13 protein-coding genes and 1 pseudogene are annotated in these 13,706 nt (G+C 68.3%); 6 read left to right on the top strand and 8 right to left on the bottom strand.

Annotated features, from left to right (window positions below; all coding sequences use genetic code 11):
- Nucleotides 1-11: 11 nt before the first annotated feature.
- Nucleotides 12-1,412, bottom strand: a complete 1,401-nt coding sequence (locus ACLP9N_RS03580) for a PE family protein (protein ID WP_442406101.1) — start codon at nucleotides 1,410-1,412, stop codon at nucleotides 12-14.
- A 199-nt stretch (nucleotides 1,413-1,611) separates the two neighbouring features.
- Complete coding sequence (locus tag ACLP9N_RS03575; protein ID WP_442406100.1) at nucleotides 1,612-3,423, bottom strand: hypothetical protein; 1,812 nt, start codon at nucleotides 3,421-3,423, stop codon at nucleotides 1,612-1,614.
- On the opposite strand from ACLP9N_RS03575, the gene ACLP9N_RS03570 reads away from it, so the two are divergent.
- Nucleotides 3,389-4,336, top strand: coding sequence for an NAD-dependent epimerase/dehydratase family protein (locus tag ACLP9N_RS03570; protein ID WP_442406099.1), 948 nt, complete (start codon nucleotides 3,389-3,391; stop codon nucleotides 4,334-4,336). The genes ACLP9N_RS03575 and ACLP9N_RS03570 overlap by 35 nt on opposite strands.
- Nucleotides 4,337-4,429: 93 nt before the next feature.
- On the opposite strand, the gene ACLP9N_RS03565 is transcribed toward ACLP9N_RS03570, so the two are convergent.
- From ACLP9N_RS03565 to ACLP9N_RS03550, 4 genes are read right to left on the bottom strand one after another with little or no spacing between them, the layout of a single operon-like run.
- Nucleotides 4,430-4,771 (bottom strand): DUF2304 domain-containing protein, encoded by a 342-nt coding sequence (locus ACLP9N_RS03565; protein WP_442406098.1) that lies wholly within the window; start codon nucleotides 4,769-4,771, stop codon nucleotides 4,430-4,432.
- Nucleotides 4,768-5,469, bottom strand: coding sequence for a glycosyltransferase family 2 protein (locus tag ACLP9N_RS03560; protein ID WP_442406097.1), 702 nt, complete (start codon nucleotides 5,467-5,469; stop codon nucleotides 4,768-4,770). The genes ACLP9N_RS03565 and ACLP9N_RS03560 overlap by 4 nt, the downstream gene beginning before the upstream one ends.
- Nucleotides 5,470-5,493: 24 nt before the next feature.
- Nucleotides 5,494-6,708, bottom strand: coding sequence for a hypothetical protein (locus ACLP9N_RS03555; RefSeq protein ID WP_442406096.1), 1,215 nt, complete (start codon nucleotides 6,706-6,708; stop codon nucleotides 5,494-5,496).
- Between the two features lie 35 nt (nucleotides 6,709-6,743).
- Nucleotides 6,744-7,232, bottom strand: a complete 489-nt coding sequence (locus ACLP9N_RS03550; RefSeq protein WP_442406095.1) for an inorganic diphosphatase — start codon at nucleotides 7,230-7,232, stop codon at nucleotides 6,744-6,746.
- A gap of 96 nt (nucleotides 7,233-7,328) precedes the next feature.
- Between ACLP9N_RS03550 and dacB the strand changes: the two genes are divergently transcribed.
- Genes dacB through hpt form a run of 4 tightly spaced genes read left to right on the top strand, consistent with a single transcriptional unit; the run spans nucleotide 7,329 to nucleotide 11,367 of the window.
- Nucleotides 7,329-8,714 carry a D-alanyl-D-alanine carboxypeptidase/D-alanyl-D-alanine endopeptidase gene (gene dacB / locus ACLP9N_RS03545; protein ID WP_442406094.1) on the top strand — a complete coding sequence of 462 codons (1,386 nt, stop codon included), beginning with the start codon at nucleotides 7,329-7,331 and terminating at the stop codon, nucleotides 8,712-8,714.
- The gene (locus tag ACLP9N_RS03540) at nucleotides 8,711-9,781 is read left to right on the top strand and encodes a zinc-dependent metalloprotease (RefSeq protein ID WP_442406093.1); all 1,071 of its coding nucleotides are present in this window, start codon (nucleotides 8,711-8,713) and stop codon (nucleotides 9,779-9,781) included. The genes dacB and ACLP9N_RS03540 overlap by 4 nt, the downstream gene beginning before the upstream one ends.
- The gene (gene tilS, locus ACLP9N_RS03535) at nucleotides 9,760-10,728 is read left to right on the top strand and encodes a tRNA lysidine(34) synthetase TilS (protein ID WP_442406092.1); all 969 of its coding nucleotides are present in this window, start codon (nucleotides 9,760-9,762) and stop codon (nucleotides 10,726-10,728) included. Before ACLP9N_RS03540 ends, tilS begins: the two co-directional genes overlap by 22 nt.
- A 27-nt stretch (nucleotides 10,729-10,755) precedes the next feature.
- The gene (gene hpt, locus ACLP9N_RS03530; protein WP_442406091.1) at nucleotides 10,756-11,367 is read left to right on the top strand and encodes a hypoxanthine phosphoribosyltransferase; all 612 of its coding nucleotides are present in this window, start codon (nucleotides 10,756-10,758) and stop codon (nucleotides 11,365-11,367) included.
- Here the strand turns inward: hpt and ACLP9N_RS03525 are convergent.
- Together ACLP9N_RS03525 and ACLP9N_RS03520 are read right to left on the bottom strand one after the other, a co-directional pair.
- Nucleotides 11,364-12,113, bottom strand: a complete 750-nt coding sequence (locus tag ACLP9N_RS03525) for an SIMPL domain-containing protein (protein WP_442406090.1) — start codon at nucleotides 12,111-12,113, stop codon at nucleotides 11,364-11,366. The two genes, hpt and ACLP9N_RS03525, sit on opposite strands and share 4 nt — an antisense overlap.
- Nucleotides 12,114-12,126: 13 nt before the next feature.
- Nucleotides 12,127-12,564: pseudogene (locus tag ACLP9N_RS03520) on the bottom strand (HNH endonuclease signature motif containing protein); the annotation flags it as partial.
- A gap of 168 nt (nucleotides 12,565-12,732) precedes the next feature.
- On the opposite strand from ACLP9N_RS03520, the gene ACLP9N_RS03515 reads away from it, so the two are divergent.
- Nucleotides 12,733-13,527, top strand: coding sequence for an alpha/beta hydrolase (locus ACLP9N_RS03515; RefSeq protein ID WP_442406089.1), 795 nt, complete (start codon nucleotides 12,733-12,735; stop codon nucleotides 13,525-13,527).
- Nucleotides 13,528-13,706: the final 179 nt, after the last annotated feature.

Genomic DNA, 13,706 nt, shown 5'->3' with positions numbered 1-13,706 from the left:
AAGCAGCGACGCTAAGTCGACCCGTTTTTCCCGTTTGAACCGCCGGCTGCGCCACCGTTGCCGCCGGTGCCGGGGCTGCCGTGCGGCGTGCCCATCCCGGCGTTGCCCCCGTTGCCGCCGTTGCCCAGGTGCGTCACGTTACCGCCGTCGCCGCCGTTACCGCCGGTGCCCGACGTCGACGCCCCGCCGTTACCGCCGTTGCCGCCGGCGCCGGAATGGGCAGTGCCGCCGATGCCGCCGTTACCGCCGGTGCCCGACGTTGACGTGCCGCCGTTACCGCCGAGACCGCCGTTACCGAGATGCACCCCGGCCTCGCCGCCGGGCCCGCCGGCACCCCCTTGCGTGCCCCCGGACCCGCCGGTGCCGCCCGCCCCGCCGGTACCGACGAACCCGTGGTCGAGCAGCCCGCCGCCGGCCCCGCCAGCGCCCCCGGTGCCGGTGGTGCTGGCGCCGCCGGCCCCGCCGGCGCCCCCGGTGCCGGTCATCCCGCCGCCGGCCCCGCCGGCCCCGCCGGCACCCGCGATGGTGGCCCCGGCCCCGCCGGTGCCACCGGTCCCGCCGACGCCGGAGAACGAGCCGGCAGCTCCGCCGGCCCCGCCGACCCCCCCGGTCGCCGTGGTGCTGGCGCCACCGGTACCGCCAATCCCGCCGATGCCGGCCATCCCGGCGTTCCCGCCGGCCGCACCGGCACCCCCGGCGGCGACCCCGGCCCCGCCGTTACCGCCGGCCCCGCCGGATCCGAACAACACGTCGTTGCCGCCGGCGCCGCCGTTACCCCCGGTGCCCGCGGTGCTGGCGCTGGCGCCGCCGGCGCCGCCCGCCCCGCCGAAGCCGATCCATTGCCCACCGGTCCCTCCGGCGCCGCCGGCCCCGCCGTTGCCTGTGCCGCTGTTTCCTGTGGTGCCGGCGCCGCCGGCCCCGCCGACCCCGCCGTCGCCGATCAGCCCCGCGGCCCCGCCGGCCCCGCCGTTACCGCTGGCCGCGCCCGACCCGCCGTCGCCGCCGTTGCCGATGATCCACCCGCCGTTTCCGCCGGCCTGCCCGGTGCCTGCCTTGCCGTTGGTGCCGTTGCCGAACAGCGGGCGCCCCGTCAACGCCTCAACGGGCGACAAAAACCCCAGGGTGTGGGTGCTAGCAGCGTCGGCGGCCGCATACGACGTGCTTGCGCTGGTCAGCGCCTGCACAAACCGGGCATGAAACGCCGCCGCCTGTGCGCTCAGCGCCTGAAACTGCTGGGCGTGACCGGAGAACAGCGACGCAATCGCCGTCGACACTTCATCGGCGGCAGCAGCCACTACCCCGGTGGTCGGAATCGTCGCCGCCGCATTGGCCTCACTCAGCGACGAGCCGATACCCGCTACATCCGCGGCTGCCGCCGTCAGGATTTCTGGCGCTGCGATCAGGTATGACATGCCGCCTCCCACTCCGCTCTAAACCGCCGGCGAATCTGACGAACATTCAAGAATGCATGGGGAGCGTATTCCGACCCTCACCCGGATTTCTGAACATACCCCAACCTGACAGGAACTTTTAAGGCCTTGGCGGAATTGCGGGCGGTGGATCCCAAACAAGCTGAGCACCAAAGATAATGAAGTTCCGTGCGTGTTCTCGTCAGGCCGGCGCGAGGAATCCCACTGGCCCGGATGCGAGGCAGAGCGCGAGCGCGGTGGTGTTGGCCCGCACCGTGATCGCGTCTCCGGCGCCCGGCAGCCGCGCATAGACCCGGTTCAGCCCCGGATGCACAGGAACCTTTTGCGGCGGGCCCTCGGACAGTGACAACGTCATCGAGCCGTCGCTGTTGGCCAGGTAGTTGAGTTCGACGGTCCAGTCGGCCGGCAGTAGCGGCCCGTCCAGAACCATGCGCGCCGGCTTATCCGGCTGTGCGAAATAGCCGCAGCGCGGCATCGGCCCGGGCACGATAGTCCGCACCCAGGTGACTCGGGCGTTGATCAGATGTCCGGAGCTGTCCAGCATCCGTAATTGCGTTGTCGCCGTGTCGAATTCGGGCCGGTCGTGCAATAGGGCGAACATGTGGCTGGCCAGGTTCTCCGGCCAGGCCACCCGTTGCAGCACAAACGGATCGACCTCTTGATCCAGCAACGGTGCGTCCGAATTAGCATGCGCGGCAGCCAAACTGGCGCGGGCGTTCTGCAGGTAGGGCTGGGCCGGGTTGTCGCGCCAGCTGGTCAGAAACGTCGCCGTCGAATACAGGCTGCTCCCCAGGAACAACGCCGCCAAACACACCGTCACCACGGCGCGCGGCGGCGATGCATCGAGCCGACGGGAAGATGGCCGGTTCGATGCGGTGAAGCCGACGGCGGCCAACAGTGCCAGCACCACGACGAGATCCGGGAAATACCTTAGGGTTTGCGCCAATTCGAGCGCGGTGAACCGGGATGACCGCATCAGATAGATCGGCACCTGGCAGGCGGCGACATACCCGACAGCGATCAGCCAGACCGCGCCGATGCGTTGTTTGCGGATCAGTGACAGCGCCAACACGCCCAGCAGCACCAGCCAGCCGAGCGCCATCACCAGCGGCGGGGGCGTGGCCCAGGGCGAGGCCGGGGCCCAACGAGCCCAGCGCCATGGGCCGCCGGCCAGACCCGGCACGATGCCGTGGGTGACCGATCGCGACAACAGATCCCACGTCATCGCCAGGTCGGTGCTCCACCGCCGCTGATTGACGACGGCCAGATACAGCGCCACCCAGCCGGCGGTCAGCGCCAGCGACGCGATCCACAACCGGGCACCCCCCCGCCACGCCGTACGCAACGCCGACCGGTCGCCCTGGACGTGGCGCAGGAGTGCGACCACGACGAACGCGACGAACGGGATCACCGCGGCCTTCTCGAAGAACAGCAGCCCGCCGAGATAGACCAGCACACCGGTCACCGCGTAGCGCTGGTTGCCGGTGCGCACCAGCAGGATCGCGTCGGCGCAGACCCACGCCAGCGCGGCCAGCATCGGCAGCGAGTTCAACGCCGCCGCCCACCACGCGAACCCCGGTACGGCCAATGGCGTGAACAGCGCGAACGTCAGCGGGATCAGCAGCACCGGACGCCAGCCGAGGATTACGTGCAGCGCACGCAACAGCGACAGCGAGGCCAGCAGCTGCAGCACCACCAGGCTGATCGCCGGACCCGTCCACACCAGCGGCGCCAATCGCGTGATCGCCCCGGCGACCAGGAAGGCGGCCGGCATCACGTGCCCGTCGTGGTCGTCGAACAGGTACGACGGCGACAGCAATCCCTCGGTGCCGGCCTTCCCGACCAGGATCAGGTCGTCCCAGTAGAAGTAGCCACCGAAGGCCAGCACCCCGCGGATCACCAGCTGCGCGGCAACCAGCGCGGCCGCGGCCAAAACGACCCGCCGGTATGGTGGGCCGGTGCGCGCATTGGTCACCGGGGCGGCCGGTTTCATCGGGTCGACGCTAGTCGACCGTCTGCTGGCGGACGGTCACACGGTTGTGGGGCTGGACAATTTCGCGACCGGCCGCGCCACCAACCTCGAGCATCTGGCCGACAATCCCGCACACGTCTTCATCGAGGCGGACATCGTCACCGCGGATCTCGACGGCATCCTCGACGAGCACCGGCCCGAGGTGGTGTTCCACCTGGCGGCGCAGATCGACGTGCGGCGCTCGGTGTCCAACCCGCAATTCGACGCATCGGTCAACGTGATCGGGACGGTGCGTCTGGCCGAAGCCGCTCGGCGGGCCGAAGTCCGCAAAATCGTGCACACCTCCTCGGGCGGATCCATCTATGGCACCCCGACCCAGTTCCCGACCCCCGAGACGGTGCCCACCGATCCGGCGTCGCCGTATGCCGCGGGCAAGGTGGCGGGGGAGATCTACCTGAACACGTTTCGCCATCTGTACGGTCTGGACTGCTCGCATATCGCGCCGGGCAACGTCTACGGCCCCCGCCAGGATCCGCACGGCGAGGCGGGCGTGGTGGCGATCTTCGCCCAGGCGCTGCTGTTGGGTAAGCCCACCAAAGTGTTCGGCGAGGGCGGCACCAACACCCGCGACTATGTGTTCGTCGACGACGTAGCGGATGCCTTCGTCAAAGCGTCCGGCGACGTAGGCGGCGGGCAGCGCTTCAACGTCGGCACCGGGATCGAGACATCAGACCGCGCCCTGCACACCGCGGTGGCGGCGGCCGTCGGCGGGCCGGACGACCCGGAGTTTTGTCCGCCGCGGCTGGGTGATCTGAAGCGGTCCTGCCTCGACATCGGCTTAGCCGAAAGGGTTTTGGGCTGGCGCCCGCAAGTTGCGTTGGACGAAGGCGTGCGCCGGACGGTGGAGTACTTCCGCCGGCAGCACACCGGATGACCCTGCGCCGAGCGTGAACTCAAGGCGAGGTTTCGGCCGATTTCTCGCCCCCAGTTCACGCTCGGCGGGTGCCTATGACGCAACTAAGCGGAACTACACCTGCTCGGGCTCCTGCGCGCCCTCGAGCGCCACCGCCCGCGCCAGTCGGGCGTAGCGCAGCTCCAAGTCCTTGAACCGCATATAGGTGCTCAGCGTGGTGAAGCTGAACGCCATGATCAGCGCGTAGAGCATCAGGTCGGTGCCGCGGCGCACGCCGAACCAGTGGGCGACCACCGTGGTGTCGTCGGGCCGCAGCACCGCATAGATGCCGGCCAGCACGAAGAAGACGTAACCGACCTTGACCCAGGCCTTGGAACGCGAACTGCGCCGCGACCGCAGCAAGTACACCAGCAGCGCGACGATCGACCCGATCAGTAACACCTGGATCCAGTTCATCGTCCAGTCCTCCCTCGCAGGAATCCGTCGAAGATGATGTTGACGCCGTTGAGCAGCGGCTGCCCCTTCGACTTCGAGTAATCGGTGTAGAGCACCTCGATCGGTTCTTCGACCACACGCCAATTGTTTTCGGCGATCAGCATGACGAACTCGTTGGCGTGGCTCATCCCGCTCATGGTGATGTTCAGCCCGTCGGCGACCTTCTTGTTGAACACCCGCAACCCATTGTTGGTATCGGTCAGGCCGAGCCGGCGACCGCGCGGGCTCAACCGCGCGGCGGTGCGCAGCACGACCCGCTTCAGCAACGGCGGCCGGCTGCCCTCGTGCCGTCCGAACCGGGTCCCGATGACCACGTCGACGTCGCCCGCGGCCAGCCGGTCGATCATCGCGGCCACGTCTTTGATGCGGTGCTGGCCGTCGGCGTCGAACGTGGCGAACACCTTCGCCCCGGGCTGCTTGCGGGCGTACTCGACGCCGGTCTGGATGGCCGCGCCCTGACCCAGGTTGGTCGGATGGCGCAGCAGGTGAGCTCCGGCCCGCAAGGCGATCTCGCCGGTGCCGTCGGCGCTGCCGTCGTCCACGCAGACGACGTGGTCGAACACCGAGCGCAGGTCGGCGACGACCTCGCCGATGACGGCGGCTTCGTTGAAGGCGGGAACGACGATCCAGACGTCGGGGTGATGCGGTTCAGTGGCCATTTGTGCCCACCAGGTTAGCCAGTATCAGCCCGCTGGGCGTCCGGCACGCGCCAGCGCCACCAGATGGGCGCCGATTCCCACCAGCGGGCCGCACAACAGGGCGACCACGGTGCGGGTCTGCAGCGGCAGCGGCAACAACAGCAACAGAGCCGACGCCACCGTCGCACCGACCCAGCCCAGCGAATACGCCCGATGCAACGCGGCCGCCACCGTGGCGGCGCCGGTAAGGGTGAGCATGGCGATCGCCACCGCGGCGGCGGTCAGCCAGGCCAGCAGGGCACTGCCGGCGTCGTACTGCGGCCCGAACGCGACGCGCAGCAACCAGGGGCCCACCACACCGGCCGCCAGCACCCCGAGCGCGCCGATGCCGCCGATGATCGCCGCCGGTGCGATCAGCGCGCGGAACCGGTCGGTGCGCTCGTCGACGAAATGAGCGATGAGGTTGCCCTGCAGGGCGGTCAGCGGCACCAGCAGCGGTGCGCGGGTCAACGTGACGGCCAGGATGACGACGCCCCCTTGTGCCCCAAGCTGATTCGAGGTCACCTTCAGCAGCACCGGTAATCCCATCACCAGGATCGCGCTGGCGCCGGCGGCGGTGATCGAGTGCGTGGCGCCCCGCAGGAACATCGCGACGCTGCCGGGCGTCATGAGGTGCGCCGCCGCGCGCGCCGCGGGTGACGCCACGAGCATGATCAGCCAGGCCACCGCGCCGGCAACGGTTGCCCACAAGAACCCGCCCAGGCCCCAGCCGATCACGAACGTCGCCGCGGCGACCGTCACCCGGATGAGCGCGTCGGTCACCATCAGCGCTCCGTACTGCGTCCAGCGGTTGGTGCCGGCCAGCATCCCCAGCAGCGTGGCGTGCAGGCAGAACCCGGCCAGCCCAACGCTGAGCAGCGCCACTGACAGCCAGCGCTGCTCGACGAACACCCGCCCGCTCCACAGCGGTGCGCTGGCGGCGATCACGACGGCCGCAGCGACGCCCAGCAGCGCGCCGACCCGCATCGGATGGGTGCGCCTGTCCGGCAACACGTCGAGCTGCCCTAAAAAGACCGTTGCGCGGACCTCCCGGGTGGCTTCCTGGAGCAGGCCGTTGGCGGCGCCGGTGACCAGGCCGAACGCCCCCCAGAACACCCCGAACACCGAGAAGCCGCTCGGGGCCAGGTCGCGGGCGGCCAGATAGATCACCGCATAGCCGCACAGGGCGGTCAGCGCGGTCGCCGTGCCAACCCGGGCCATGCTGCCGCGCGCTATGGGCCCCTGTGCAGCTCCCGTCAGTGCGAGCCCTTCTTGAACCGCTCCACCGAGCGCTGCACCTCCGCCTCGGCCTCGGCGCGGCCCACCCAATCCGCGGCCTTCACGAATTTGCCCGGCTCGAGCGCCTTGTATTCCGTGAAGAAGTGCTTGATGACATGCAGCTGGTGTTCCGGAACATCACCGATGTCTTCGATGTGCTCCCAGCGGTGATCGCCGGCGGGAACACAGAGCACCTTGTCGTCGCCGCCGGCCTCGTCGACCATCTGGAACATTCCCACTGGACGCGCTTCCACCAGCACGCCGGGAAACAGCGGCTCCGGCAGTAGCACCAGCGCGTCCAGCGGGTCGCCGTCTTCACCGAGGGTGTCCTCGATGAAGCCGTAGTCGGTCGGGTAGGCCATCGAGGTGTAGAGGTAGCGATCCAGCCGCACCCGTCCTGTCTCGTGATCGACCTCGTACTTGTTGCGGCTGCCCTTCGGAATTTCGATGATCACGTCGAATTGCACCGTCTCGCTCCTTAAGTCTGGGTGGGTCGCGGATCCACCCTAATGGAGCGGATTTCGACTGGTTCGGCAGAATGGGACCAGACAGTCAGGAGAGGGATGAGTGCTACTCGCCGGCGGAAAATCACCCAGGTATTCGTCGGGTTCGCCGTGCTGGCGTTTGTCGCCGCCGTGGTCGCGGCCGCGGCGTTCTTCACCATGGGCAATCACGGCACCAGCGGCGTGCGGGCCACGGTACCGCCCCCTCGGCCGCCGACGGTCAAGCCGGGAATTGTCCCGGTAGCCGGCACCGCCGCGGTACCCAGCGCCGGCGGGCTGGCGGCCGTGTTGGCGCCGGCGGCGGCCGATCCGAATCTGGGCAAGTTGGGCGGCCGGATCACCGACGCCATGACCGGCAAAGAGCTGTGGCAGATGGCAGACGACGTGCCGTTGGTGCCGGCGTCGACCAACAAGGTCTTAACGGCGGCCGCGGCGCTGCTGACGCTGGACCGCCAGGCGCGGCTCAGCACACGCGTGGTGGCGGGCAGCCAAAACGCCCAGGGGCCCGTCGTGCTGGTGGGCGCCGGGGATCCGACGCTGTCGGCGGCGCCACCGGAGGCGCCCACCTGGTATCGCGGTGCGCCGCGGATCAGTGACCTGGTCGAACAGGTGCGGCGCAGCGGTGTTACGCCGACGTCGGTGCAGGTGGATACCTCGTTGTTCAGCGGTCCCACGATGGCGCCGGGCTGGGATCCGTCCGATGTGGACAACGGCGACATCGCCCCGATCGAGTCGGCGATGATCGACGCCGGGCGCATCCAGCCGACGACCGTCAACTCGCGACGGTCGAAGACGCCCGCTCTGGACGCCGGGCGGGAGCTGGCCAAGGCTCTCGGCCTGGATCCCGGGGCGGTGACCATCGCCAAGGCACCCTCGGGCGCGCGGCAGCTGGCCGTCGTGCAGTCGGCGCCGCTGGTGCAGCGGCTGTCGGAGATGATGGACCATTCCGACAATGTGCTGGCCGAATGCATCGCCCGGGAGGTGGCGGCCGCCATCAACCGGCCGCTAAGTTTCGCCGGCGCGGTCGACGCCGTGACCAATAGGTTGAGCAACGCCCACATCGACACCACCGGCGCTACCCTGACGGATTCCAGCGGGTTGTCGGTCGACGATCGGTTGACGGCCAAGACTCTCGACGGCACGGCGCAGGCGGCGGCGGGGCCGGACCAGCCTTCGTTGCGGGCGTTGTTGGATCTGCTGCCGATCGCCGGCGGCAGCGGCACCCTGGCCGACCGTTTCCTCGACCCGGCCACCAACCAGGGTCCGGCGGGCTGGTTGCGTGCCAAGACCGGGTCGCTGACCGCGATCAACTCGTTGGTCGGCGTGCTCACCGACGCCAGCGGACGGGTGCTCACGTTCGCGTTCATCTCCAATGCCGCCGGCCCGAATGGGCGCAACGCGATGGATGCGTTGGCCAGCAAGCTGTGGACCTGCGGGTGCGCATGACCACTTCCTCTTCCCCCGACCTGACCCTGGGTGCCACCGTGGACTGGCAATTCGCCGCCACCGTCGGGTCAAGATTGGCCCGTCCGGGTCCGCCGTCCAGCGACTACACCCGGCGCCAGGCGATCGACGAGCTGACCGCTTTAGCGGCGAAGGCCGAACCGCCGGTGCGCGACGTCACGGGCCTAATAGCCGAAGGTAGGGAAGGGTTGGTGCCCGCGGCCCGCATCGTCGACCGGGCCGAGTGGGTCCGTGCGGCGGCCGAGTCGATGCGCGTGATGACAAACGGGACCGACAAGCCGCGCGGGTTTTTCACCGGTCGGCTCACCGGTGCGCAGACGGGTGCCGTGCTGGCGTTTGTGGCGTCCGGGATCCTCGGTCAATACGACCCGTTCGCTGCCGCCGAACAGGGCTGCCTGCTGCTGGTCTATCCCAATGTCATTGCCGTCGAACGGCAATTGCGGGTGGAGCCCTCCGATTTCCGGCTGTGGGTGTGCCTGCATGAGGTGACCCATCGCGTGCAGTTCACCGCGAACCGCTGGCTGTCCGGTTACATGTCGGAGTCGCTGGGTTTGTTGACCCAGGAATCCGGAGAAGACGTCGGGCAGGTGATGAGCCGGCTCGCCGACTTTGTCCGCAGCCGCGGTAACGGGGTGTCTTCGCGGCAGGGCTCCGACGGGTCGGGAATCCTCGCGCTGGTGCGCGCCCTGCAGTCCGAGCCGCAGCGCAAAGCCCTCGATCAGCTTCTGGTGCTCGGCACACTGCTGGAGGGCCACGCCGATCACGTGATGGATGCGGTCGGGCCGATGGTGGTGCCGTCGGTGGCCACCATCCGCCGCCGGTTCGACGAGCGTCGCAATCGCAAGCAACCTCCACTGCAGCGGTTGCTGCGCGCACTGCTGGGCCTGGACGCCAAGCTCAGCCAATACACCCGCGGTAAGGCGTTCGTCGACCACGTGGTAGGCCGAGTCGGAATGCAGCGATTCAACACGGTCTGGTCGGGCCCCGAAACGCTGCCGTTGCCCGAAGAGATCGAACACCCGCAGCGATGGATCGACAGGGTGCTGTAGGGCAGCTGCGCACAGCTGTCGAAGCGTTCGTCAGGGACCAGCTCGCCGCCGACCCCGCCCTCGCTGGGTGGTGCGTTGCGCTGTCCGGTGGCCCGGATTCGTTGGCGCTCACCGCTGTTGCCGCCCCGCTGCGGCCGACCACCGCGCTGATCGTGGATCACGGCCTGCAGCCCGATTCGGCTGCCGTCGCCGAGACCGCGCGGGCGCAAGCCGTAGCGCTGGGATGTGTTGACGCCCAGGTGCTTTGCGTGCGAGTGGGTAATGAGGGCGGACCCGAGGCGGCGGCCCGAGCCGCGCGCTACGCCGCGTTGGGCGCCTATCATGAAGGCCCGGTGCTGCTGGCCCACACGCTCGACGACCAAGCCGAGACGGTGCTGCTGGGGCTGGGCCGCGGTTCGGGGGCGCGCTCGATCGCCGGGATGCGCCCGCACGATCCGCCGTGGTGCCGCCCCTTGCTCGGGGTTCGGCGCGCCGTGACGCACGCCGCGTGCGTGGAGCTGGGCCTGACCGCGTGGCAGGACCCGCACAACGCCGACCGCCGTTTCACCCGAACCCGGCTGCGCCAAGAGGTGCTGCCGCTGCTGGAAGAAGTGCTGGGTGGCGGCGTGGCCGAGGCGCTGGCCCGCACCGCCATGGCGTTGCGCGAGGACACCGAGCTGATCGACACGCTCGCCGCGCAGGCGCTGCCCGGAGTCACGGCCGGGGCCGGGCTACAAACCCAGGCCCTGGCCGCGCTGCCCGACGTGATCCGACGCCGGGTGATCCGCGGCTGGCTACTGGGCGGCGGTGCGACCGGACTGACCGACAAGCAAATTCGCGGGGTGGACACGCTCGTTACCAGGTGGCGGGGCCAGGGCGGGGTCGCGGTCGGATCCACATTGCGTGGTCAGCGATTGGTCGCGGCCCGCCGCGACGGCGTACTGACCTTGCGGCGCGAGCCCGTGTAGCGATTTCGCCCGCTGGCGTGGCACGCTGTGGTCGTGCAGCCCATCTCCTCGGCGATCACCCCCGGACAGCCAGCGGAGCTGTACCCGGGGGATATCAAGTCGGTACTTCTCACCGAGGAGCAGATTCAGGCCCGCATCGCGGAGCTGGGCGCCCAGATCGGCAACGACTACCGTGACCTCGCCACGGCCAGTGGCCAGGATCTGCTGTTGATCACCGTGCTCAAGGGCGCTGTGCTTTTCGTCACTGACCTCGCGCGCGCCATCCCGCTACCGACTCAGTTCGAATTCATGGCCGTCAGCTCTTACGGATCCTCGACGTCCTCGTCGGGTGTGGTGCGCATCCTCAAGGACCTCGACCGCGACGTCAACGATCGCGATGTGCTGATCGTCGAGGACGTCGTCGACTCGGGCCTGACCTTGTCGTGGCTGTCGCGCAACATCACCACCCGGCATCCGCGTTCGCTGCGGGTGTGCACTTTGCTGCGCAAGCCCGACGCGGTCGGGGGCAACGTCGAAATCGCTTATGTGGGCTTCGACATTCCCAACGATTTCGTCGTGGGGTACGGCCTGGATTACGACGAGCGCTACCGCGACCTGCCCTACATCGGAACGCTGGATCCCAGGGTCTACCAGAGCTAGTCCAGCTCCCACACCGCGGTCACCGAGAAGCTGACTGTCTGCTGGCCGGGTTCCAGCGGCACCGCGGCGGCCATACCCCTGGGCGGTGCGGGCGGTGCCCCCGCGACCGGCGCCGAGCCGGATGCCTCCGAGATGGACAGCACCTTGCCCAGTTGAAGGCCGGACAGTTGGGCGTACTGGTCGGCACGGCTCTTGGCGTCCTGGAAGGCCCTCGCACGCGCGTCCTTCAACAGTTGCGAGTCGTCTGCGATCGAGTAGCTGACCGAGGTGATGCGGGTCGCGTCGCCGCCGGTGCTGACGATGAGCGCCAGCAACTTCGACGCGGCGTCGGTCGGGTGGATTTTGACCTCGATCGCGTTGGTGGCGCGGTAGCCGGCGATGTTGGCGGTGCCGGCGGGCTCGGGGTTGCTGTACTGGGGTTGCAGGTTGACCGTGGTGGTGCTGATGTTCTTGCGGTCCACTCCGGCGCCGACCAGCGCGTTGATCACCGCCTGCTGGCGGTCATTGGTCTGGTTCATCGCGGTGGTGACGTCGGGCGCGGTGAACTCGATGCCGACGTTGGCGGTCAAGGTGTCCGGCACGCCCTGGACTTGCCCCGAGCCGATGACGGTCACTTGGCGCGGATTCGCCCCGGGCGGTGGTGCGTTGTGCTTGTTACACGCCGACAGCGTGGCGACGGTCAAACCGGCGGCGGCCAAGGCAATCGATCTGCGGACGAACCTCGGGGCGTGCGTTGCGATCGGCATGTGTGGACCCTATCTAAAAGGGTGGGTCGTCGGGCAGCGTTGCCGCGGCCGGTTCGTCGGGCGTCCAGTCCGCAGGCAATTCGTCGGGCTCTTGGGGTTCGTTCACCCAGGTGCAGAAGGGGCTGGTACTCGGTGTGCCCTTGAACAGAAACAGCATGCCGCGCATATGGTTTCGGAACTTGCGCGCCGCGATCTCCTGCTTCCGGGCTTGCTCCAACCAGCGCCGTGCTTCGTTGACGGGTCGTTGCTCGCGGTTGTGCTTGCGCGCCTGAGCAATTCGAGCGCTTCGTTACTTCGAGCGGCTTCGCCTGTTGGCATCCGGCGGCGTGCACGCCGGCCCGCGCGGCTGCTGAGGGAAGAGATCTGCCCCGGCCGGCGCGGTTCGATAGATCCGCCCGGAGGATGACGTCCAGATAACGGTGCCGCCGACGAGCTGTCGGTCGCGGAGGCCCATGCGGCCAGGAGTCGCAACTCGCTGTCGATGGTCTCCTTGTCGCGCAGTCGATGTCGACAATCGACATCGTCGATGGGGCGCATCCACTCGCCAGCCTCTTGCCTACCAAAACAACTTGACGTTTATGGGGCACTGTCTGGCGCAATGGCTGTCATCCTTAGTTTCATGTCCGACACCAAGCACGTCGTTCTCATCCACGGCACGTGGTGTCGCGGCGACAGTTGGGCCGCCACGCAGGCGGCCTTCGAAGAGCGCGGTTACACCGTGCACACCCCGACGCTGCGCCATCACGAACTACCCTTGCAGGAAGGCGGAATGAAAATCGCGCCACTGAGCATGCGTGATTACACCGACGACCTCGTGGCGCTGGTCGACTCGCTGGACTCGCCACCGCTTATTGTGGGGCTGTCGCTGGGTGGTCTGCTGGCGCAGCTAGTGGCCGCACGTACCCGTCATGCCGGAGTCATCGCTGCATGCCCGGTGCCTGCGCCAGGGTTCATCCCGAACCCCACGATGCTGCGCAACGCGGCGCGCCTCGTGGGGAGGCACTATCTACAGCCGCGACCGTGGGCCAAACCCCTGTATCCCCCGACATGGGAGCGGTTTCGGCGGTTGATAGCCAACACCCAGACCGAAGAGATCGCCCGCGAGTTCTTCACCGACTTGGTGTGCGAATCGGGGCGCGCCTACTGCGAGATGGCCTTCTGGTTTCTGGACCGGGGCAAAGCCGCCACCGTCAACTTCGCCGCAGTCACCACGCCAGTGCTTGTGATCCAGGGCGAATGCGACCGAGCCATCGCGCCACAGGTCACCTCCTGGACAGCAGCCCGGTATCAGAGGGGGACCTACGTGGAGATTCCCGGCTCCGACCACCTCGTCTTTTTCGGCGAGGCGTTACCCGTGACCATGGGCCATATCGATGACTGGATTGCTAGGAATCACGTGCTCGCCATTGCCTAGCTGCCTCCGGCGGATACAGGCAGGGGTGTATCTCAGAAGATTTCCCGTGCCGTCAGGCCATTGCTCGTCGCACCAACCTGTCCAGAAGGCCTTCAAAAGGTGATTGCAAACGTTTTTAAGGCCTTGTCATGTTTGGAGTCCACCCTCATCTTCGCCCAGACGGCGTAGCCAGTACCAGT

The sequence above is a fragment of the Mycobacterium sp. genome, assembly GCF_052144515.1.
In the GTDB taxonomy this organism is placed as follows: Bacteria; Actinomycetota; Actinomycetes; order Mycobacteriales; family Mycobacteriaceae; genus Mycobacterium.
This window is presented reverse-complemented; position numbering and strand designations above follow the sequence as displayed.